Origin of the sequence: Mucilaginibacter xinganensis (assembly GCF_002257585.1) — a bacterium.
In the GTDB taxonomy this organism is placed as follows: Bacteria; Bacteroidota; Bacteroidia; order Sphingobacteriales; family Sphingobacteriaceae; genus Mucilaginibacter; species Mucilaginibacter xinganensis.
On sequence record NZ_CP022743.1, the window covers coordinates 1,437,985 to 1,460,397 of the forward strand.

Here is a 22,413-nt window from a genome sequence, read left to right on the forward strand (position 1 = left end):
AAACGTTATGAGGTTTTTAGTATTGTTGAACTAACTTCATTAATGTTTACAAGCATTACAATAATTTCAATGTGTACAACAATCTCTCATCAACCAAATTAGTATCTTGCCTGCTTATGAACGTATTGATTGTAGAAGATGAAAAAGGGCTGGCCCTTGAGATAGGCGAGTTTTTAAGCCATGAGGGTTTTACGATAGAACACGCCCATACCAAAAGCAAGGCCGAAGAAAAAATATGTGTAAATAGTTATGATTTTATACTGCTTGACCTCAACCTGCCCGATGGCGATGGCTTTGGCTTGCTGCAATTGATTAAAGATTTAAAAGACCGGGATGATGCCATAATTATTTTAACTGCCCGCGGTGCTGTGGATGATAAGGTACATGGGCTTGAGCAGGGGGCTGATGATTACCTGGCAAAACCATTTTCGTTAAATGAGCTTTTAGCGCGCATACATGCCATTACCCGGCGCAAGCATAAGCTGGAGAGTAATGATATAGTGATTAAGGAGTTTAAAATGAACATACAGAACCGCACCATATATTACAATACAGAGCGGATAAACTTAACCAAAAAGGAATTTGAGATACTTAACTATCTGGTGTTGAATAAAAACCGGGTAATATCGCGCACCAACCTGACGGAACATGTTTGGGGCGATGTGCTGGAGATTAACTCCGATTCGAACTTTGTTGATGTGCATGTTAAGAACCTGAGGAAAAAGCTCTCGCAATTTGAACCAATAGAATGGTTTGAAACGGTGAGGAGTATCGGATACAGGGTTAATATTTAAGGAACGGTTGATTGAGCTGATTAAGAAAGTAGTTGATTGGTTTATAAAGAATTGGAAAATAACTTAGTCAACTTAATCAACCCAATTTAACTTAATCAACTTACCTTACATGAAACTACAAATAAAACTGGCTTTATATAATACCCTAACCAAGCTGGCTATTATTGTGTTTACCGGCGTGCTGATGTTTTTTTCGCTGGAGAAGATCACCTATGCGCATTTATCAACCCGGCTTACCAATAAAAGAGATGTATTCATCAATAACCTTTCATCAAAAGAGATCAGTCAGATCCTTAGCCAGCAGCAAAGTTTTACCAATTACAATATTTTAAAGGAAGAATACATTTTTCTTAAGTCAATTCCTTACGAGGCCGGGCGGAAACCCACGGAAAGTTTTAGCACCCAGCGGCGCACCATCGAAAAAAATACGGACAATTATTTGGTACTTACTTACCGTTTTAATTTCGAAAATCACAGTTACCTGCTGGAGATAGGGGACACCCTTGACACCATTATACAGCTGAAGCAAACCATAAAACAATTTACCTTGCTGTTGCTGGTTGTGGCTTTGCTGCTTACCCTCATCATTGACCTTATTTTTACCAAATACCTGCTGGCCCCTTTCTATCATATAATAGACCGGAAGTTGATCAAAGTCAACGATCCGATGAACTTTGACTATGCAAAGGTTGAAACCAGCACACAGGATTTTAGGTTGCTTGACGAGAGTATCAGCACCTTAATGAAAAAAATTGCCGACCTGTTTAGCCTTGAGAAACAATTTATAGCCAATGTATCGCATGAACTGCTTACGCCGATCTCCATCATCAGCTCAAGGCTGGAAAATGTACTGTCGCACGAGGACTTAAAAGAAGATAGCGAAAATAAAATATTTGCATCGCTTAAAACCTTAAACAGGTTAAAATCAATTATCAACAGCCTGCTTTTGATATCAAAAGTGGAAAACAAGCAGTTCAACAAAAATGATAAGATTAGGATTGCCGATGTAGTTGATGAGGTTTACGGCGAACTGGAAGACCGCATGGAAGATAAACAGATTACCTTTAATAATAATATAAAGCATAACTACTCCATACGGGGTAACCACACGCTCATGCATACCGTGCTTTTTAACATTATTAATAACTCGATAAAGTACAACCGGCCAGAGGGCGGTAGTATTGATATTAACGACCATTTAACCGCAAATGGGTACGAACTTGAAATTGCAGACACAGGAAAAGGGATGAGCAGCCAGGAAGTAGAAAAGGCGTTTAACCGTTTTGAAAAGCTGGATACCGACGAGAAGGAGAGCTATGGCCTGGGACTGGCTATCGTGAAAAGTATCGCTACGTTTCATGATATAAAAATTCAAATAATATCAGCGACAAATGAAGGAACTTCTATAAAACTGATGTTTAATTAACAACTTCACATAATCTTCATACTAACTATGTTTCTTTGGACTGTGGAGTTTTAGTTTCTTGTTACCCCTATAAAGCTGTTCTTTGAAAAAAGGACAGCTTTTTTTATATCATCTTATTCCGCTTGATGAGGTACGATTTAAGCACATTGTTATAACCATCCTCAATGTAGGCGTCAACCATATCAATATGGTACTGCGCGCACTTTAATTCAAGCTGGTGGCGATAGTGTGCCAATGATGTGATGTAGGAGTCGCGAATTTTATTCGGATGCACCCGCACTTGCTCACCGCTCTCGATATCAATAAATTGATGAGGGCGGTTAGCGAAGTTAAAATCAAGCTCCTTGTGTTTATCATTAACATTAAAAATAATCACCTCGTGCTTGTTGTATTTTAAATGCTGGATAGCCGCAAACAGCGCCTGCATTTTATCAGGGTTAAGGCTATTTTCCAGCATGTCGCTGAACAGGATGATCATGGAGCGCTGATGAATTTGCCCTGCCACCTGGTGCAGCACCTGCGTAATATTGGTTGTTGTATTTATTTTAGGATTATTGTATGCTTTTTCCAACTCGGCATACAGATAAAACAGGTGCGAAGTAGTTGATTTTACCTGCGTTATTATTTGGACCTTGTCGCTAAACAGGCATAAGCCAAAGGCATCGCGCTGTTTTTTGAACAGGTACATGAGCGATGCTATTGCATAAATGGAGAATTGCAGCTTATTGATCCCCTTATCCGGGAAATTCATGGATGAAGAGGTATCCAACAGGAGGTAACACCTTAGGTTGGTTTCTTCTTCAAACTGTTTTACAAACAGCTTATCGGTACGGGCCAGCAGCTTCCAGTCTATATTTTTTACGGATTCGCCATTGTTGTACAGGCGGTGCTCGGCAAATTCAACTGAAAAACCGTGGAAAGGACTTTGATGCAAGCCGGTTATAAAGCCTTCAACTACCTGGCGGGCCAGCAGCTCGAGGTTAGCTAATTGCCTTATATGCTGATCATCATTTAACATCCTTTCTTGATTTGGCCGATTGTGAAAAAAGACTTGCTGCGTATAAAAATGGATTGATTTATAAAACAATTGCACCGGTCGGTTTCCCAATCGGTGCAATTATTCGTAATCGTTAAATCAATTTATACTAATTGCTTAGCTAATTTTTCAGTTAATACAGATTTTGGAACAGCGCCAATTTGTTTGTCAACAATTTCGCCGTTTTTAAAGAATAAAAGAGCGGGGATATTACGGATACCAAATTTTACTGATATGCCTGGGTTATGGTCAACATTAACTTTACCTACTACCGCTTTGCCTTCATATTCTTTTGCAATTTCTTCAACTACCGGTCCAACCATGCGACAAGGGCCGCACCATTCTGCCCAAAAATCAATTAATACGGGTTTGTCAGATTTAAGGACAAGTTCGTCAAAGTTTGCATCAGTTATTTCTAAAGCCATGATTTCTAAATTTTATTTTTCGTGTTACAAATATATACTATTCAAATAGCTTGCCGCAATTGTGTATATGACAATATGACAATTAAATTATCGCCGGCATGCCTAAATGTATTGTTTGATTTTCGGTTGACAATAGTATGAGTTTTTGGTTGCATTTGGATGATAATGAACTGCTTTTTTGTCCGTTGCCGCGAATTATCACCTGGATGAGCAACAAGGTAATAGATCCTACAAAAGATCTGCAATAATCCGAAATCGAAATTCCACATTCCGAAATTCGTTATATCTCATATCTATCTCCTACATTTGAAGCATGAGTATTGTTGTTGAAGCACTGACCAAAGTTTATGGGGCACAAAGGGCGCTTGATGGTATAAGTTTTACGGCGCAGCCGGGCGTACTTGGCTTTTTAGGCCCCAACGGTGCAGGCAAATCAACCACTATGAAGATACTCACTGGGTTTATCCCGCAAACTACAGGTACGGCATCGGTTTGTGGGTTTGATGTGGAAACCCAGGCTATTGAGGTAAAACGCAATATAGGCTACCTGCCCGAAAGTAACCCGCTTTACCTTGATATGTATGTTAAGGAATCGATGGCGTTTATTGCGGGCATCCATCAAATGAAATCGCCCCAAAAGCGGATAGCGGATATAATTGAACAGACAGGATTAGGGCCTGAGCAACACAAAAAGGTAGGACAGTTATCAAAGGGCTACCGGCAACGGGTAGGCCTTGCACAGGCCATTATTCATGACCCGGCTGTACTTATATTGGATGAGCCGACTTCGGGCCTTGATCCTAACCAATTGATCGGTATCCGCCAGCTTATCCTCGATCTTGGTAAAACAAAAACGGTGATTCTATCGACACATATTATGCAGGAGGTGGAAGCGGTTTGCAGCCAGGTGATTATTATTAACAAAGGCAAAATTGTAGCTAATGATTCGCTTGAAGGCTTAAGGAACAAAAATAAGCGCAAAACACTGGAGCATATCTTTATTGAACTGACCAACGTTTAGTGCGTATTAAGTTTAATACCACAAAAGGCCGTAAATGAGCCTGAAATAAGTTTAAAGGTTTCGCTGCTAACATCAGGCTACTTCAAGATGGCTTTCTGTAAGTTTACCCATTGGCACGGTAAACGAAAATTTGGTTCCCTGGCCCTGCTTGCTGGTAACCCAGATTTTTCCGCTGCACTTTTCAACAAGGTCCTTACAAAACAGCATTCCCATGCCTGTTCCTGATTCGTTGTTGGTGCCGGTATTGCTGTTAACCTTGCTTTTAAATAGCTTACCCAATTGTTCTTCGCTCATACCCATTCCTGTATCTTTTACAGAAATAACATAGTTGTGATCGTCCTGCTGAATAGAAGTAATTTCGATGGTGTCGTTTTCGCTCGAGAATTTTATAGCGTTTGTAATTAAATTACGAATAACGATGCGGATAGAATTAGGATCGGCAGACGCTACCGCGTCCTGCGAAACACTGTCAATAATGTTAATACCTTTTAATTTTGCCTGTTCCAGGTAGCTTTCAGTTTCGTAAGCAACAATATCCTTTATAAAAAAGCTTTTGGTAGAACTGTCGAAATTATCCATTTGGCTGTTAATCCAAAATAAAAGGGTGTCGAGGAAATCAGAGGTGTATTCGAGCTTTTTAAGCACCCCCGGAATCATCGCAAGCATTTGTTCGTGCGAAATAGTTTCATCCTCTAAAAGACTGAACAAGCCCCTTAGCGTGCTCAATGGTGCCCTAAGATCATGCGCAAGTACGGATATTAGCCTGTCTTTTAAAACATTCAGGTCGTTTAACTTTTTGGCCTGGTCATCAAGGTCGGTCTTTTGCTGTAATACTTCCCTGTTTTTGTCTTCAAGCATTGCGTTTATTTGTTGCTGCTTGCGCTTTTGCCTGTAGTAAACAATTGACACTGCAAGCATGCCGATAATGATGGTTAAAAAGATCAGGTTTATCAGGCGCTGCTGTTTGATGCGCTGGTTATACGAATCATCTTTTTCTTTATGCTGCTGGGCAAGTTGCCGCTCTTTTGATGCAAAATTAAGTTCGAGGTTATAGGAAGTAAGCTTTTGAATGCTCTCGTTGTTGTTCAGGCTGTCCTTTAGCTCATTGTAACGTTTTAGCATATTGTAGGCATCGTCATACCTGCCCAGGCCTGCAAGGGTTTTGTTTAATTGCAGCGCAGCGCTTGATCGTACCGTTAAATTACGCAGTGTAGCCGCCAGGTGCTGGCCCTGCGTGGCATAGATATATGCGTTTTTATAATCTTTTTGCAGGTTGTACATGGTAGCCATGCCAATTAATGCATAAGCCTGGTTGTAAACAATTTTAAATTTGCTTGCAATTTGCAGGGAGGTATCCAGGTATCTTTTTGCTAAGGCAAATTGTCCTTTATGTGCATAACACAAGCCAAGGTCGGTGAATACGGAACTCATGCCGTCCTTATCGTCCTGCTTTTTGGCAATTTTAATTGCCTTTGATAAATGAACAATTGCCCTGTCATACTCCTTATGTGCTATCAACACTTCTCCTATGTTTTCATTAATGGTACCAACCCCGGTAAGGTTGTTGGTGCCCTTAAAAAGATTAAGTGCTTTATGGTAATGTTCAAGTGCTTTTGGATAAACCTCCATGCCCTGTAACACCACGCCAATATCATTGTATATAGATGCTGATGCGTTGTGGTCGTTATTTTTAATAGTTAAATACAAGGCTTTGTAATAGTAGTCAAGCGCAGTTGAATTTTGCCCTTCGCTAAAATATACGATGCCTATGTTTTTATAACAATCGGCAATTTCGGTATCGTCCTTTAATTGTGTATTTAAATCCAAAGCTAAATTAAGGTAGTATAAAGCAGTTTGGTATTTGGCAAGTAAATTATCCATGCGGCCGTAAAGCTTGTAGCAATTGCTAAGGCCCTTTAAATCGTTTATACTTTTATAGATATCAAGCGCTTCATCAAAATTTTGCTGGCCTTGTGCAAACCGGCCCTTAAAAAAGTTTGCATGGCCGGTTAATACCAGGCCGTTTGCCAGGCCCTGCCTGTAATTAATTTTGCGTGACTGTTCAATGCTTTTGCGTCCGTAAAACAGGGTGCTGTCGGGGTTGGAATCGAAATAGTTTTCGGCAAGGTTGTTTAACCTTTTTATGGTGGTAGTATCAGGTAGCGTCTGTTTATTTGCTCCTGCAATTAATATTTTTAAGCTGTCAACTCTGCCCCGGTCTATTGAAGCAAATGCAGAAATTGATATAAATAAAAAAGATAAGGTTAAGTGTATCTTCAATGTGAACGTATTTTAGTTGATGTAATAATTTACCGTCAATAACTGTTTTACAATCACTTATACGCAGAAAGCGAGATACTTTGTTATGCTTTTTTCTAATTAATTAAAATTATTTTCAAGAGGTATAACTCAAATACAGCGGGTAACAAAAAAGCCTGTCTCCGCATTGGAAACAGGCTTTTTGTAAAAATGCCTTATATATTATTTTAAGCCGTTAACAAACTTTGTAAGTTTCGACTTATTATTTGAAGCTTTATTTTTGTGAATAACATTCTTTTTAGCCAAACGGTCAAGCATTGAAATCACTTTAACTAAAAGTTGACTTGCATCAGCTTTAGTAGTTGAGCCTCTTAATTTTTTTATGGCGTTCCTGGTGGTTTTAGCCTGATACCTGTTACGTAAGCGCTTCGCAGCGTTTGAACGGATCCTTTTTAATGATGATTTATGATTTGCCATTGTATAGCTTTGTTATTCTTTTTCTTTTATTTTAAGGACTGCAAATATAGGATGAATATTTATAAAATCAAATACCTTTTTTATTTTTTTGTGATAGGGGGTAAGTTGGATTGTTGTAAGCGCGTAAAGCAGTGGTTTTTATTAATTAAAACAGGGCTGGCTGGCGTTTGAGTTTGTTCTTAATTTATATGCGGGTAAAATATCAATCAACATTAAAACTATATTTGGGTGTGAAACCTGCTTTTAGAATTATTGTCTGCTTAAGCCTTACATTCACCTGCACCTCATGGGGGTTTTACGCACATTATCGCATTGGGCGGCTGGCTGTTTTTACTTTGCCAAAGGCGATGGCAGGTTTTTATAAAAGCAATATTGAATACCTCACAGAGCACGCAATCAGCGCTGATAAGCGGCGGTATGTTGATTCCACCGAGGCACCGCATCATTTTTTAAATGCTGACCATTACGGAAAAGATCCGTTTAAGCGGATCCCGCATAACTGGTATGACGCAGCTGCCAAATATACCGCAGATACGCTCGACAAATATGGCACCGTTCCCTGGACTATTCAGTACAATTATTACCGGCTGGTAAAAGCTTTTAAGGCGCATGATACCATCGCCATATTAAACACCTCTGCCAATTTGGGCCATTATATTGCCGATGCACATGTACCGTTGCATTTAACACAAAACTATAACGGGCAGCTAACCAATCAAACAGGTATTCACGCACTATGGGAAAGCAGGCTGCCTGAATTATTTAGTGATCGTTACAATTATTATGGGGGCAAAGCCCGTTACATCCAAAATCCGTTGACGGAGGCTTTCAAAATATGCCGCAGCGCATTCAACAGCGCAGATACTGTCCTTATGTTTGAGCGGCTATTGAACAAACGGTTTCCTGCTGATAAAAAATATGAAATGGTGGTGCACGGGCAAAAGGAAATAAAGGATTATTCTGTAGCCTACGCGGCGGCCTATCATAAAATGCTAAAGGGTATGGTTGAACGCCGGATGCGTTCGTCTATACTCGAAATTGGCAGTTACTGGTACTCGGCCTGGGTGGATGCCGGGCAGCCTGACCTAAACAAACTGATTAAAAAGACGATGAGCCGACAGGAAGTGCTTCAGATTGAAAAAGAAGAAACTTTGTTTAAAAACGGGGAAGTATTAGTTTTAGCTAAAAAAACTTCATGATCTTTTAGTGGTTCTGCTCCTTATGGCTGCATAAATTGGCGGGATAATTGAAATTAAAATGATGGCAACGCCTATAAGCGCAAAGTTCTTCTTGAAAAACGGAACGGTCCCAAGTTCGTAACCAGCGAAAAGGAAAAGGATGATCCATGCTGCGCCGCCAATAATGTTGTACAGGCTATAACGTAAAAAAGGCATTTTACCCACACCGGCCACAAATGGGGCAATGGTTCGGATAATAGGCATAAAGCGGCTGAATATGACTGCTTTGCCGCCATGCTTGTCAAAAAAGGCCTTGGTCTGCAGGTAATAATCCAGCTTCAGGATCTTATTATCCTCTTTAAAAACTCTGGGGCCTAGATAACTGCCCAGCATATAGTTAACGGTATTGCCGATAAATGCCGCCGCTATTAATATAAGAGCTAAAAGAAAAATATTTAAGCCTGTAGCGCCACCTGCAATTAGCGCACCTGCGGCAAATAAAAGCGAATCACCAGGTAAAAAAGGGGTAACTACAAAGCCGGTTTCGGCAAATATTATGGCAAATAATATTAAATAAGTTAAAGCATGGTACTGGCTTGTAATATCAGCCAGGTGCTTGTCAATATGTAAAATAAAATCAATCAGGCCTTTAACTATTTCCAATGCTTTAAATTTTGAGCGAATTTAAAAAAAAATTACTTGATTGCCAGTGTTAAGGAGGGCGTTGTTGACTAAGTTTATTTTTTGAAGCGGGTAATCGGCCATGGTTTATTAACCTAGTTACCCGCCAATATCGGTATAATCAACTTACCTGTTTGTTATTAGCCCTGTGTTAAAGGCGGCTGAATCGGTGCGGTTGGTATAGCCATAGGAATATAATGTATATAGCCTTCCGTCCTGGATTTGCACCTTGGGGAGCGTTTGCAATATAGTTGATGAGCCGGTGGTGTTGATCTGGAAATCATAATACCCGTTTGGTAATTCAATAAAGTCAGAATATTTGGGATAAATTACTTTGCTGAATGCTTTAACCCCGTTGGCGTAAACATCAATACCGCCTGTGCCGGTTGGCGAGGCGTTAACAAAGCGCACTTTACCGCGCCCCAATGCCGGTACGCTTGACGTGTCAACCGTAAAAATTGAAGTAAGCGAATTATCCGCCACGTTACCCGTAATAAAAAGGCTGTAAACCGCTGCTGTTTTTAATACATCGTGCCTTGAAACCAGTACCGGCCCGCCACCAACGGTTAGCGATGACCTGATCAAAAAAGGTGTATCTAAATAGGGTAAATAAAAATACCCCTGGTTAACATTAAAGGTATATGAAGTGGTATTTATTTTAAGGAAACGGATATACAGGTCTACAGGGAAAGCATCAGGGCTTAAGTTTAAGATCTGATATTTAACATTAAGCCCGTTGGGGTTTGAAATAGGTGCTTTACCACAAGACGACAGGAATGAGCAAAGCCACAGGCAGGTAATAGCTGCGAACAGCCAGCCTGTTATTTTCCATTTATTTTTAACAATCATAATTTAAATAACCTGTAGTATTAAAAATTACGCGCAAGCGCCACACTGAGCTTTGCGGTTCCTTTCCCGGTTAACGATCCCTTTGAAAACAGGGTGTACATGTGCCCGGCCGCCAAAGTCATACTGGTATCAACCTTAACAATATCTGAACCAGCTACCTTTACTTTCATTGCCATAAGGCCGGTGTCAATTATGGTAAACGCACCTATTTGTTTAAACGCAATTGAACTAAAGCTAACCTTGCTGCCAACAGTGACATTTAAACTGCCGGCATCCGACGATGCATTTACAAACCTTATTTTTGCTTTAGGTGTGGTGTTAATGCCTGTTGTATCCAGAAAATCAAACTTACTGAATGAACTGGCAGTTGTTTCATCAGTAATATAAAGGGAATTATTTATGCTGTCTGCCTTTAAATTTAATGGCACACTGAACAGGATGTCAACCCCGCCATTTTTTTTAAACTGGTAGTTTTGCAACCCCGCAGCTACCGGTAAATAAAAGGATTGCCCGCCGCTGGTAAGGCTGAAATTAGTTTGCCGCGTTCCGTTTATAAACAAGTTCAAGGTATCGTTTGAGGCGTTAATGATATTCAAGCCTACAGTTGCTGTCTTGGGAAAAACGTTGTCATTGTTTTTGCACGACGCCCATCCTGCAACAGCAACTACTAATAGTAAAATAATAAACCTGGTATTCATACAGTAAATGCTATTATAACTACTTATAGTAAGTTTTGTTATTGGGGCGAATAAAAAAGTCCGGTTCTTACACCGGACTCCAATTTGGATTTATAATTTAAGATATTCAAGAATAAAATAAATTCACTTCAAAATTAGTGCTTTTTAAGCACTATGCATAACTATTAAGCATTACCGGCATTACCAGCATCAGTACGTCCTCGTTTTCATCGCCGCCCTGGGGCAACAAAATGCCGGCCCGGTTCGGGGTTGACATTTCAAGGGTAACTTCTTCGCATGATAAATTTTTAAGCATCTCGATCAGGAAACGGGCGTTAAAGCCAATCTCCATATCTTCGCCTTCATACTGGCAGCTTAAACGTTCATGAGCTTCGTTAGCAAAATCAATATCCTCTGATGAGATATTCAGCTCGCTGCCGTTTATTTTAAGCCTTACCTGGTGCGTAGTTTTATTAGCATAAATAGCCACACGGCTTAATGAACCTAAGAACGACTGGCGGTCGATACTTAATTTATTTGGATTGTTTAACGGTATAACCGCTTCATAATCAGGGTAACGCTCATCAATTAAACGGCAAACCAGGTTAATGTTGCCAAACTTAAAGAAAGCGCTGGTGCTGTTGTATTCAACAGCTACGTTCACATCATCAGACGGTAACGACGATTTTAAAAGCGTTAATGCCTTTTTAGGTAATATAAATGATGTGGTACTTGCAGCCTTTGCATCTTTGCGGCGGTAACGCACCAATTTATGTGCGTCAGTAGCCACAAAAGTTAAGTACTGAGTTGACAACTGGCAGTAAACGCCTGTCATTGCGGGGCGCAGTTCATCGTTACTTACGGCAAAAATTGTTTTGTTTATTGCTTCAGCTAAAACTGATGCCGGCAGATTTACTGACGATGCATTTTCAACAACCGGAATCTTAGGGAAATCTTCGCCATTTTCGCCGTTAAGCTTATATTTTCCGTCGCCGGCATTTATTTCGATAGCAAAAGTAGCGTCATCAACCGAAAAGTTAACAGGTTGCTCAGGCAATGATTTCAGTGTTTCAAGTAATATGCGCGATGGTATAGCAATCCGCCCGTTCTCTTTAGCTTCAACCGATAACGAAGTTGTCATGCTGGTTTGCAGATCGGTTGCCGAAATAGTTAAGTTTCCATCTTTTATCTCGAACAAAAAGTTTTCAAGTATGGGCAATACGGTACTATTGCTCAAAGCCCCGCTTACGGACTGTAATTGCTTGAGTAATGTTGATGTAGAAACAATAAATCTCATATAATTGGAATTAATCTGTCAAAAGTAAAAAATTTAATGTGCATACTTTCTTTTACGCAGATAATGTTGAAAAATAGCGAATATTACCAACAAACCCAATGGGGAAATGGTATTAACAACCTGCCAGTACAGCTTTTCGCTGCGAATGCGGGCGCGGTTAAGCAGGCGGATCTTGATTTCCCTGGCGCGCAGTTCAATCAGCCCCGAATCGTCGGTCATATAATCGGCTATATTCAGTAAAAGGGTTTTGTTGCCAAAGTTACGCTGCATGTAGTGGTCGTAACCAAGCGGGTAGGGTGAACCGTCAGAACCAACCTGGCTTTTAAAAACATCGCCATCACTTATTACAATCATTTTTGTTGGTACGCTTTGCGGTAATATGGGTACGTTCTCGTTTAAGCCTTCAGGCAATGGCCTGTTTTGAAAATCAGATTTAAATTTCCCTTCCAGCAGCACAGCAACGGTTTTTGGAGTGCTTAAAAAATCTTTAGGATTGGGTTCCTGCTCAACGGCCTGTAACGATAATAGGTGCGGTGCGCTTAGCTTTTTGCTGTACGGCGATGAGGTAAGCAGGATAGTTTTTTTAACGTTTTTAGTAGCCAGGGTATCAATGGTGCTTGCAAACTCGCTGCGGATGGCATCCAGGTTTTTCACCACCGGGTTTTTTGATACAGAAATGAACAGCGGGTAGTAAAGCCATGGCAGCATCTGGATTTGTGCCTGCCCGCCAACCATCCCGGTACTCAGGGGAATCTGTGCACAGCTCATATCCGCAATCAGGTCGTAATTGATCCGTACGCCGTAAGTGAACAGCTGGTCATCAAGGTCCAGCTGTTTTGGGAACGACATTTGTTCGCCGCCATGCCCGCGCAGGCTGTCCAGCTCCGCGCTTACCTGGTCAATGGCCCACAACACCCTGCCGCCACGCATTAAATATTGATCTATTTTGAATTTTTCAACTTCGCTGAACTTTGTATCCGGTTTTGGGATCACCAAAAGCTGCATCTTTAGTAAAACCGTAAGCGGAATAGTTTTCAGGTTGATCCGGCCCACATTATATCCGTCTGACAGGGATTTCATGGCGTCGTTCAGTTGCAGGTCTGTAAGTTCATGGTGCCCCTCGGTAAAGCCAATAATAGGCTTACCATTGGTGCTAACTTTTTTTATAGCTGATGAAAAGCTGTATTCAAGGTTTTGGATAGAATTGTTGGCGATCTCTTCGTCAGATAGCCCGATGCGGGTTTGCAGTAAATTAACGGCAATCTCCCGGTCGCCAAATTTTACCAGCGCTTCCGGAAATATCAGCAATTGCGAAACACCATTATCTGTTTTTGCAGCCCTGTTTTCGCCCACTATCCCTTTCGCTTCCAGCGAGTCGTACATCTTTTTTTGCTGCTCATCCGGCAGCCCTTTTATTTGTGCTAGCGGGTCAATAAACTCAAACTGTACGCGGTCATTACTGTAGGCCCTAAGGTCAATCAGCATATCGCGGGTTGCGCGTTGCAGCCTTTTTAGGTCGGCAGGGAAATTATCGCCCTGTAAATAAACGGTAACCTTAACCGGGCCTTTAAGCCGTTTCATAATATTCCGGGTTACCGGCGATATGGTAAAACGTTTTTCTTTGGTAAAGTCAAAACGGGTAAAGGTAGCGCCTGAGAGGATGCCCAGAGCAATCAATACAACCGCCGATGTTATCAATATCCGGTCTTTTAACGGTTTTTGCCTTTGCCTGTTAAGCACAAAAAGCGTTAGGCAAATAAATAAGCCGGTTAAAATTATGAAATAAGCGAGGTCCCGCGTATCTAAAACTCCGCGGCTTACAGACTGATAGTGCTGGGTGATCCCGAGGTTTTGAAGATCGAGGCTTTGCAGCGAGAGCAACTGGCTCAATGAATCAAACCCGCTATAAAAAAAGAAACACAGAAACACAGCAATAGTAAAAGCGATGATCTGGTTTTTACTTACTGAAGAAGCAAATAAACCTATCGCAGCAAAGCTGGCACCCAATAAAAATAGCCCTATATATGAACCTGTAACGCCGCCGGTATCAATGTTGCCCTGCGGCGAGCCGAGCTGGTAAACCGAGTAATAATAAACCAGGGTTGGCAGCAATGCAAACAATACCAGTACCACGCATGCAAAGTATTTACCCAGCACAATTTGCCAGTCGGCAAGGGGACGGGTAAGCAACAGTTCAAAGGTGCCTTCCTTGCGTTCCTCGGCTAATGAACGCATGGTTATTGCCGGAACCAGGAACATAAACAAGTATGGCGCGGTGCTGAAAAGGCTGTCGAGGGTGGCGTAACCATAGTCTAAAATACCAGACTCAGGGAACACCCATAAAAACAAGCCCAATACTATTAAAAATACCCCTATGGTAACATACGCCACCAGTGAGCTGAGGTAAGAAGTTATTTCTTTTTTGAGGATGCTAAGCACTTTTATATGTGGTGATAAACGCCGAAATTACACAATAATGCGCTAAAGCAAAACGGTTATATGCAGTTTTGTTATATGCCGGTAAATTAAAAGATTGAAAATTTATTTGGCGTCTTTTTTCTTATTATCGGCCGCGAATGTAGGTCCGAAACGATAGGCAAGTCTTAAAGCCAACTGGTTATTATTGCCTGCGCTTTGAACCCGGCTTTCAAACCTCAAGCCCAAATCAATTGTACCATTGTGTTTATTGGTGGGTGCCGAAAAACCTATTACAGGCGAGTAAATAAATGCCGATGACGAGCCGGTATAATTACTATTAATGTTTTGGGAGATGCCGGCGTCTGCTTCAAAATAGGATATTCTGGAAAAATAATACCTGGCACCCAATTCTATCGGGATGAATTTTTGAGTGTTAAGGCTTAAAGGGCCATCATAGTCCAACCGTACCAAATAACCGGTAAAACCTACCGTAGCTGTTAAGTTAAATAAGGGGGACGATACAGGAAGTTCAACCTTGACAGAGCCGCCTGCCACCGAACCGTAATAATTAGAAAGATTGCCGGTTGTTAAACCGTATTCGCCGCCAATGCTAATGTGGGGTTTCATGCTCACCTGGGCAAAACCATTTATCCCCCAAATAATAAACACCACCAGTGGTAGTATAATTTTTTTCATTTTTAGTAAAAACAACACTGTAAGGCTATAAAACTAAAAAAATATAAGCACTTATTTAAACATTTTTAGCTGTCGGCACACGCAAGTTGTCACGCACAGGTTTGTTTCCCTGTTTTTTGCGTGTTTACTGTCATAAAGCATCATAGTTGCCTTGTGTAGCATGCAGAACCCTAAATTTGATATTAATATAACCATTTAATAATGTACAGGCTAATTGCAGTTTTACTGCTTCTTTTTAAAATAACAGGGGCAACGGCCCAAAACGACTGGAAATTCAAGACTGAAAAAGACGGAATTAAGGTTTATACCAGCACGGTATCAACGTCAAAATTTAAGGCTATAAAAGTAGAATGCGAGCTGAATACTACGGCGTCGCAAATGATAAAGGTGATACTTGATGTAAGTAACGGGCCCGAGTGGCTTGATCATACCAAATCATGCAGGCTGATTAAGCAAGTGTCGCCCTCAGAACTATACTATTATTCGGAAGTGAATATTCCATGGCCGGTGCAGAACCGTGATTTTGTGGCACACCTGATGGTACGTCAAAACCCCGACACGCGGGTGGTTACTGTTGATGGTCCGGCGGTTTCAGGCCTGGTACCGGTAAAGCAGGGTGTTGTTAGGGTTCACTCGTCAAAAAGTTTATGGATCATAACGCCCGCCGGCCCTAATGTTGTAAAAGTGGTGTACACGCTGCAGGTGGATCCGGGTGGAGACGTGCCGGCCTGGCTGGTTAATATGCTGGCAGGAGAGGGTCCCTTAAAAAGTTTCGAAGGGTTAAAATTACAATTAAAGAAACCTGTTTACCAGAATGCCGCGCTGGCATTTATTAAGGATTAAACGGAAACAAGAAAGCCGGGATTTCTCCCGGCTGGTATAAAAATCAGCAGTAACGTGCTTTCGGCATAACCTGACACTTGCAGCGCTCTGCAACCGCATGCAACGGTAGTTTTAGATGAGGCAAGTTTCGGCGCCCGCGCCGCCGGCAAAGTGTTCCATTTTTGCACACGGAACACCCGGAACAATATGAAACATGCTGATTATCAGTGCTTTCGACTTATATTGAGGGGTAAATAAATGTAAGTTACTGATAATGAATATGTTTCATTAATATGAATATCGAATCCAAGTATTTTAATTAAAACTTGTATGCAATGCGCAAAGCCGCCTGGCTTACTGTACCGTTATTTGACCAGGCTTCATAACGCGCACCTAACTCTACACGGTCATCCCATGTATAGCCAAAGCCTGGTGAGTAAGCAATGGCTGTGCCGCCCCCGCTTTCAGTAGAAAATACTACGCCGCCCTGTGCCTCGCCGAAAAAGCCACCGGAAAGGTAATATTTGATACCCAGTTTTACCGGAACATAGCCTTCGCCCGATTTATCAACGCCCAGTTCTTTTAGTATTTCTTTATAATCGCTTTTGTAAATTAAGTTGGTATAGCCTGCAGTAAGGGTTAAAAAAGTTTTGTCAGCAATAGGATAATCATATTTAACTGATCCGCCTATGGCCACTGTAGAAATGTCTGAAATTGAACCAAACAGGATGCCGGATTCGAAACCGGCGCTAAATTTGCCTCCATCTGATTTTGTTTGTGCCAAAGCTGAAACAGCTGTAATACCGGAAATAATTAATGAGAGTAAGATTTTTTTCATTTGTGACTGTTTAAGTATGCGGGCAGTAAGCCTCAGTGCATTTATTCGTTTATACGAAAATGGACGCGGTTTTGTTATGCCGGCAAAGATAATGTGAATAATTTCATAACCTGTTTGTAACGAAATTGTTAACGTAGCCAGGCCGCCTGCCGAAGAGCTTTTACAGGAGGATTTATCTTCATCTAAAACTCAAAACTACCTTTTTGCCCGAAATGCTTTCCAGCAGGGGTTTGAAAATTAGCTGCGCATTTTGCCTGGCCGTTCCCAAAACATCCATTTGTTTTGCGTTGTCGAAGATCTTTTTTTCGGCAATCTTGTAAACAGATTCCACCATGTTTTTTGTATCATCCCTAAACCAGGTGCCACTAATGTCATAAATCCTTGATTTCTGATGGTCAATGGCTGCGTAACAGATCTCGGGCTGCGGCAAAAAAACTGTTACAGAATCCGCACCCTGGATAATGTCCGTTTTTTTAACTTTTGTAAGATCAATACACGCGGTAACCTCGCCAACTGCTAAAAACAAAACTTTACTGTCCGGCAAAATCGGGTGGATCTCTTTTTGCTCAACAATATCTTTCATGGTGTATTTAACCAGTTCCAGTTTGCCCATGCTGGTTATTTTTTGAACCATGCCGGTTTCAGTAATTTCAGTGCGCGTTGCTGTAAACTGGTGTTTGATATAAAAGAACAGAAAAACAAGGAAACAGGTTATAACTATTGAACTGATAAGGATGAACAGGATTCGGTTGCCAAAGCGGTTTGCCATTGCGGGATAGTGATTAGAGATTAGTGACCAGAGATTAATTGTTTGGGCATAGGATAAGTAAATAAGAAAGAAAATCAATCTTCAACTAATCTCTTACCACTGATGTAAACAAATAAAAAGAGCAGATGTTGGCTTGCATTTAATTATAATTAAAGTTAATTGGTTAACAATCCACTTTAACACTTCACCGTCTTTTTCTTTTTTGCGGGAGCATTGTTGCCAGGTTTTTTTATAACTGCGCCAATTTGAGCTGCGGTTGCCGCGGCGGCGCTTGCCAATGGGCTTACATAAGTGGCTACAGCTACTACAAAAGTATTCATGTTTCGTTGTGTGCGGATGCCAGCCTGGCGAATGTTTTTTTCAGCCCGGTCCAGCAATAATTTTAATGCGGGCAAATCCAACTCATCGTCGGGCTTAAGGGCTACAAGGTTGCCTAGTGTTGCCCACCCTGCGGCCGCAATATTGTCTTCATCGGCACTGATCCATTCGCGGGCCAGCTCAAAGCCGTAGTTGCTGCCTGCGGCCACCCAGGGGACCGTATATTCGGAAATATTGGTTGACACGGCCTGCTTTACCCAGGTTTGTAAATCGGCTTTGGTCATTTTATCATCTGCTGCAATTAAGCCGGCCAGGTACATTGCATCCGCATTACCGGTGGCATAAAGGTCTAACGCCAGTTGATAGTCAGTTTTTATCTTTTTTTGGATAGTTTTTAAATGCTCCACCTTCACCCCAAAAAAAGGTTCTTTTACCCCATGCTTCAATAAAATATTTTTGATTTTTTCGTTTCCGAACGATTTTAGTTCGGCCATAATTTCAGATACTGTCATGATGATTTTATTTAAACAGGCTATCAAAAAAACAATTAAAAATAAGGATATGTGTTTTCAAAAATCATGGTAAAATTATTTTTTACGTTACTGGCTAACTATGGCTTTGTCGTGATTGGCTTTCCGTTTTAATATAACTGCTGCCAGTAATGAAACGATTAATCCAACTGGTAATATTTCGGCATAGGTAACCAGCGCGTTAAAAAACGGATTTCTGTAAAGCTTACTAAATTGTTGTATCTCGGCCGCTTTGGCGCTCAGCTGTGCCTGGGTGCCACCAGCAGCTTTCAATTGAAGTAGCTCGTGTGCTGAGTATTTTTCATAAAAGTCGGGGATAAAGTAAAAGTAATCTATCATCCACACTATTACATATATGGTAGACGCAATGAGCGTGATCATGAGGCCTGTTGTAAAAGCTTTACCAAATGTTATAACGCCGTTGCCGTATTTATCGCGGTTGTTTTTAACGGCCACAAATATGAGGGAGAAAGCTACCAGCATAGTGGTGTAGCCCAGCAACATACTTCCCTCGTAATTATTAAGGTTGAAAATTTTGGCCATTGAGGCCAGCATAAACGCCGCTACAATAAAGCCCGCAATAAACCCGGTGACGATGATGGTCCTTTTCATTTTTTTGGTTTTAGTTTCCTCAAAATTGCTGAACCGGGAAATATTATTAGTCATACTTTAGGGTGATTTTTAAATAAAAATCCCGCATTTAATAGTTTATAACAAGCATTTTAAGGGATAAGGCTCAGTTTTTTACCCATGTCAACCGCCTGCGTTCGCCTTTTAACTTCCAATTTTTCAAATATTTGAGCAGTATGCGTTTTAATGGTATTAAGCGATACGAACAAACTTTCAGCAATTTCCCGGTTACTTAAACCTTCGGCCATCAGCTTAAGTACCTCCAGTTCGCGTTTACTCATGTTGATGCGTTTCAGTTCACGCTCATTTAAAACAAAAGCACTGCCATCAGGCGCAAAAATTTGCCGTTCAACAATCAAGGTTTCTACTTTAGGCTTACGGAGCTTTAAAGCAAGCCAAACACCAAGTAAGGTAAATATTACTGCAATAATCCCTGCGTATGTCTCCAGTTGCCGGTCAACCAATATGTAACGCAGCTCGGCCCATTTAAGCAATATTATAAGCGCAGCGAGTGCAATGCCGTAAATGGTGATCTGCCTATTGCGCGCTGTAATGCTCAAAGTGCTAAATTTTAGAAGCTCGTTAATCAATAAAATTTTGACGGGCGATGCATTGGGAAAGATAATGGCTCCCCACAATTATCGTTCATGTAAAGATAACTATTTCACCATTTATTGCAGCAGACGGTATTGATATGACAAACTGGTTTTTAAGGTAGCTGCGGCGGTGGAAATAATTGTGAAGGTTATAAATGTTTTAGTTGTTGTAGTGGCAAAATTATTACCCTTACAACAACTAAAACAGCTCAATTTAATTAGGCGTAAACCACATTTAAGGTAATTGGAACGCTTAACGCTTTTGATATAATGCAATTTGCTTTTGCACCTTCAGCAATTTCTTTGAATTTATCTTCGCTTACACCTTCAATTGGCGAGCCTTTTAATTCAAGGTGAATGCCGGTAATGCTGAGTGCCTGCATATCCAGATCTAAAATTGCATCGGTGGTTAAGTCACCCGGGGTAAAACCAGCCTGGCTAAGCGCTGCACCTACTGCCATGGTAAAGCAACCTGCATGGGCGGCTGCAATCAGCTCTTCCGGGTTGGTACCTATACCGTCCTGGAAACGGGTCTTAAATGAATACTGGGTGTTGTTAAGGGTAGTGCTTTGGGTGGTGATTTCACCTTTACCTTCGGTTAAAGTGCCATTCCAATGGGCATGTGCTGTACGTTTCATAGTGTTTGTTTTTTAAAAGTTTATTTCAGGTATTGTAAATTGCTGGTTTATCTGGCTTATAAAAGCCAATACTTCATCATGCCCAAGCTGCGTTTCGGCAGATGTTAAAAAATGCTTTGGTACTTCTTCAAAAGTCTCTAAAAGCGCTTTGCGGAATTTGGCGATGTTCTGATCTGTTTTTATAGACGATTGCTTATCTGCTTTGGTAAATACCAGTACAAACGATAAGCCTTTTTCACCAAGCCAGTTACAAAACTCTATGTCTATTTTTTGCGGCTCAAGGCGGCTGTCAATCAGCACCATTACACATTGCAGGCTTTCGCGCTTATCAAGATAGGTATGAATGAATTTGCTCCAGTCGGCTTTTTTGCTTTTTGAGGCACGGGCATAACCGTAGCCCGGCAAATCCACAATATACCAGTTGTCATTTATTAAAAAATGGTTAATGAGCTGCGTTTTACCAGGGGTTTGCGAAGTTTTAGCCAGGCCTTTTTTACCGGCAAGCATATTAATGAGGGATGATTTACCCACGTTTGACCTGCCTATAAAAGCATACTCAGCCTTTACAGGCGGCGGTAGCTTGGAGATCTGGGTGTTGCTGCAAATAAACTCGGCTGATTTAACGATCATAGGCGCAAAGGTAGGGATTTTTGTTTGAGAGATTTTGGATTGAGATTTAACACAAGAACAATTTATAGCTGTAAATGTTCATTTTACAATCATCAAACAAAACAGCCGCATCTATTTTGTAAATTTGATGTTTAAACATATAATTACATGGAAGCATATAAAATACCGGCACAAACCCGCATAGGGCATGTGCATTTAAAAGTAAGCGATCTGCAAAAGTCGCTTGATTTTTACAGCGGACTGCTGGGTTTCGATAAGATGATGCTTTATGGCGACCAGGCCGCTTTTATTTCCGCCGGTGGATACCATCACCATATTGGCTTAAACACCTGGCACAGTAAAGGGGCTCCGCATGCGCCTGAATATGCACCCGGTTTATATCATACCGCAATTTTGTATCCTGAACGTAAAGACCTGGCTGTTATATTACAACGATTAATAGACGCCAAATACCCTATCACCGGCGCGTCTGATCATGGAGTATCTGAAGCTATTTATTTGGATGATCCGGATGGCAATGGTGTTGAACTGTACTGGGACCGCCCCCGCGAACAATGGCCGGTTGATGAAAATGGTGATTTAACGATGTTTACGAGGCGGCTGGATATGGAAGGTTTGCTGGCAGAGAAGTAAGCAGAGAAGTAAATTAGGATTTATGAAATAAAAAACGTCATGCCTTAATGTTTCAGCATGACGTTGAATGATTCCTTTACAGCTCTTTTATTGTTATATTCTTAAAATAGGCTTTGTGCCCATGATCCTGCAAAGCTATGTGGCCGGTTTTAGCGGCGCCGTAGTCGGGATAGTCTTTCCATTTGCCTTCGGCTTTTTTCTTGTTCCAGTCGGCATCCCATGCCTGGAAGTATAAAATCTTTTTGCCGTTAAGCCAATGTTCAACACGGCCTTTGTTAAAAATAATTTTGCTGGTGTTCCATTCGCCCACAGGTTTTAACATTTTCTGATCGTTTGGCAGGTGCATCGCGTAGTCGCAGCCGGTTTTTTGCCATTCTTCCAGTTTATCAGGCCAGCCGGTATCGTCTATCAGTTGGTACTCGGGGCCGGTTTCATAAGTCGCATGGTATTTCGGGTCTTCAACCACATGGTAAATAACCCCGCTGTTGCTGCCTTTATCAATTTTCCAATCCCACGACAGTTCAAAATTGGTGTATTGTTTATCGGTAACAATATCGCCGCCGGTATCGCCATTGGCGGCGCCCTGGCAAACCAAGGCGCCATCAACAATGGTCCAGTTTTTTACTTCGCCTGTTTTGTTAAAGCCGTGCCAGCCTTTAAGGCTTTTGCCATCAAACAAGCTGGTTTTTGTTTGAGCAAAAGCATGCGAGCCGATGAGGCCCGCAGCTATCATTAATATACTTAATTTCTTCATTTTGTTATTTAAGTTGTTGTA

The 22,413-nt window shown here is 41.2% G+C and carries 24 protein-coding genes; 6 read left to right on the forward strand and 18 right to left on the reverse strand.

Annotated features, from left to right (window positions below; genetic code table 11):
- Positions 1–116 precede the first annotated feature (116 nt).
- A complete protein-coding gene (locus tag MuYL_RS06330) occupies positions 117–794 on the forward strand; it encodes a response regulator transcription factor (RefSeq protein WP_094569729.1) in 678 nt (225 codons plus the stop codon).
- Positions 795–903: 109 nt separating this feature from the next.
- On the forward strand, positions 904–2,220 hold the full coding sequence (locus MuYL_RS06335) for a sensor histidine kinase (protein WP_094569730.1): 1,317 nt from the start codon (positions 904–906) through the stop codon (positions 2,218–2,220).
- 103 nt (positions 2,221–2,323) lie between these two features.
- Here MuYL_RS06335 and MuYL_RS06340 read toward each other — a convergent pair whose 3' ends face one another.
- Together MuYL_RS06340 and trxA are read right to left on the reverse strand one after the other, a co-directional pair.
- Complete coding sequence (locus MuYL_RS06340; protein WP_094569731.1) at positions 2,324–3,238, reverse strand: DUF58 domain-containing protein; 915 nt, start codon at positions 3,236–3,238, stop codon at positions 2,324–2,326.
- 122 nt (positions 3,239–3,360) lie between these two features.
- Positions 3,361–3,681, reverse strand: coding sequence for a thioredoxin (trxA, locus tag MuYL_RS06345; protein WP_073402323.1), 321 nt, complete (start codon positions 3,679–3,681; stop codon positions 3,361–3,363).
- 313 nt (positions 3,682–3,994) lie between these two features.
- Here trxA and MuYL_RS06350 point away from each other — a divergent pair, with 313 nt between their 5' ends.
- Positions 3,995–4,702 carry an ATP-binding cassette domain-containing protein gene (locus MuYL_RS06350; protein WP_094569732.1) on the forward strand — a complete coding sequence of 236 codons (708 nt, stop codon included), beginning with the start codon at positions 3,995–3,997 and terminating at the stop codon, positions 4,700–4,702.
- Positions 4,703–4,774: 72 nt separating this feature from the next.
- Here the strand turns inward: MuYL_RS06350 and MuYL_RS06355 are convergent, their stop codons facing one another.
- Positions 4,775–6,982, reverse strand: coding sequence for a tetratricopeptide repeat-containing sensor histidine kinase (locus MuYL_RS06355; protein WP_094569733.1), 2,208 nt, complete (start codon positions 6,980–6,982; stop codon positions 4,775–4,777).
- 201 nt (positions 6,983–7,183) lie between these two features.
- Positions 7,184–7,438: a 30S ribosomal protein S20 gene (rpsT, locus tag MuYL_RS06360; protein ID WP_094569734.1), complete on the reverse strand. Its 255-nt coding sequence runs from the start codon at positions 7,436–7,438 to the stop codon at positions 7,184–7,186.
- 230 nt (positions 7,439–7,668) lie between these two features.
- Here rpsT and MuYL_RS06365 point away from each other — a divergent pair, with 230 nt between their 5' ends.
- The gene (locus MuYL_RS06365) at positions 7,669–8,637 is read left to right on the forward strand and encodes a zinc dependent phospholipase C family protein (protein ID WP_094572871.1); all 969 of its coding nucleotides are present in this window, start codon (positions 7,669–7,671) and stop codon (positions 8,635–8,637) included.
- Here MuYL_RS06365 and MuYL_RS06370 read toward each other — a convergent pair.
- The 6 genes from MuYL_RS06370 to MuYL_RS06395 form a co-directional block, all read right to left on the reverse strand.
- Positions 8,632–9,279, reverse strand: coding sequence for a DedA family protein (locus MuYL_RS06370; RefSeq protein ID WP_094569735.1), 648 nt, complete (start codon positions 9,277–9,279; stop codon positions 8,632–8,634). The two genes, MuYL_RS06365 and MuYL_RS06370, sit on opposite strands and share 6 nt — an antisense overlap.
- A gap of 144 nt (positions 9,280–9,423) precedes the next feature.
- Positions 9,424–10,146, reverse strand: coding sequence for a DUF4397 domain-containing protein (locus MuYL_RS06375; protein WP_094569736.1), 723 nt, complete (start codon positions 10,144–10,146; stop codon positions 9,424–9,426).
- Positions 10,147–10,166: 20 nt separating this feature from the next.
- Entirely contained in the window at positions 10,167–10,844 is a 678-nt protein-coding gene (locus MuYL_RS06380; RefSeq protein WP_094569737.1) for a DUF4397 domain-containing protein, read from the reverse strand.
- 151 nt (positions 10,845–10,995) lie between these two features.
- Positions 10,996–12,120, reverse strand: coding sequence for a DNA polymerase III subunit beta (dnaN, locus tag MuYL_RS06385; RefSeq protein WP_094569738.1), 1,125 nt, complete (start codon positions 12,118–12,120; stop codon positions 10,996–10,998).
- Between the two features lie 33 nt (positions 12,121–12,153).
- Positions 12,154–14,559: a gliding motility-associated ABC transporter substrate-binding protein GldG gene (gldG, locus tag MuYL_RS06390; RefSeq protein ID WP_094569739.1), complete on the reverse strand. Its 2,406-nt coding sequence runs from the start codon at positions 14,557–14,559 to the stop codon at positions 12,154–12,156.
- 102 nt (positions 14,560–14,661) lie between these two features.
- Positions 14,662–15,234: a hypothetical protein gene (locus MuYL_RS06395; protein WP_094569740.1), complete on the reverse strand. Its 573-nt coding sequence runs from the start codon at positions 15,232–15,234 to the stop codon at positions 14,662–14,664.
- 201 nt (positions 15,235–15,435) lie between these two features.
- Here MuYL_RS06395 and MuYL_RS06400 point away from each other — a divergent pair, with 201 nt between their 5' ends.
- Positions 15,436–16,077, forward strand: a complete 642-nt coding sequence (locus MuYL_RS06400) for an START domain-containing protein (RefSeq protein ID WP_094569741.1) — start codon at positions 15,436–15,438, stop codon at positions 16,075–16,077.
- Positions 16,078–16,375: 298 nt separating this feature from the next.
- Here the strand turns inward: MuYL_RS06400 and MuYL_RS06410 are convergent, their stop codons facing one another.
- The 7 genes from MuYL_RS06410 to yihA all read right to left on the reverse strand — a co-directional run bounded on the left by MuYL_RS06410 (position 16,376) and on the right by yihA (position 21,005).
- A complete protein-coding gene (locus MuYL_RS06410; protein WP_094569743.1) occupies positions 16,376–16,894 on the reverse strand; it encodes a hypothetical protein in 519 nt (172 codons plus the stop codon).
- A 178-nt stretch (positions 16,895–17,072) separates the two neighbouring features.
- Positions 17,073–17,663 carry a DUF4230 domain-containing protein gene (locus MuYL_RS06415; protein WP_094569744.1) on the reverse strand — a complete coding sequence of 197 codons (591 nt, stop codon included), beginning with the start codon at positions 17,661–17,663 and terminating at the stop codon, positions 17,073–17,075.
- Positions 17,664–17,839: 176 nt separating this feature from the next.
- The gene (locus tag MuYL_RS06420; protein WP_094569745.1) at positions 17,840–18,493 is read right to left on the reverse strand and encodes a DNA alkylation repair protein; all 654 of its coding nucleotides are present in this window, start codon (positions 18,491–18,493) and stop codon (positions 17,840–17,842) included.
- Between the two features lie 87 nt (positions 18,494–18,580).
- Positions 18,581–19,123, reverse strand: coding sequence for a DUF4199 domain-containing protein (locus MuYL_RS06425; protein WP_094572872.1), 543 nt, complete (start codon positions 19,121–19,123; stop codon positions 18,581–18,583).
- Between the two features lie 110 nt (positions 19,124–19,233).
- Positions 19,234–19,701 carry a response regulator transcription factor gene (locus tag MuYL_RS06430; RefSeq protein WP_094572873.1) on the reverse strand — a complete coding sequence of 156 codons (468 nt, stop codon included), beginning with the start codon at positions 19,699–19,701 and terminating at the stop codon, positions 19,234–19,236.
- A gap of 254 nt (positions 19,702–19,955) precedes the next feature.
- Positions 19,956–20,375, reverse strand: coding sequence for an OsmC family protein (locus MuYL_RS06435; protein WP_094569746.1), 420 nt, complete (start codon positions 20,373–20,375; stop codon positions 19,956–19,958).
- Positions 20,376–20,387: 12 nt separating this feature from the next.
- On the reverse strand, positions 20,388–21,005 hold the full coding sequence (yihA, locus tag MuYL_RS06440) for a ribosome biogenesis GTP-binding protein YihA/YsxC (RefSeq protein WP_094569747.1): 618 nt from the start codon (positions 21,003–21,005) through the stop codon (positions 20,388–20,390).
- Between the two features lie 147 nt (positions 21,006–21,152).
- Between yihA and MuYL_RS06445 the strand changes: the two genes are divergently transcribed.
- The gene (locus tag MuYL_RS06445; RefSeq protein WP_094569748.1) at positions 21,153–21,638 is read left to right on the forward strand and encodes a VOC family protein; all 486 of its coding nucleotides are present in this window, start codon (positions 21,153–21,155) and stop codon (positions 21,636–21,638) included.
- Between the two features lie 76 nt (positions 21,639–21,714).
- Here the strand turns inward: MuYL_RS06445 and MuYL_RS06450 are convergent, their stop codons facing one another.
- A complete protein-coding gene (locus tag MuYL_RS06450) occupies positions 21,715–22,392 on the reverse strand; it encodes a 3-keto-disaccharide hydrolase (protein WP_094569749.1) in 678 nt (225 codons plus the stop codon).
- Between the last annotated feature and the right edge of the window lie 21 nt (positions 22,393–22,413).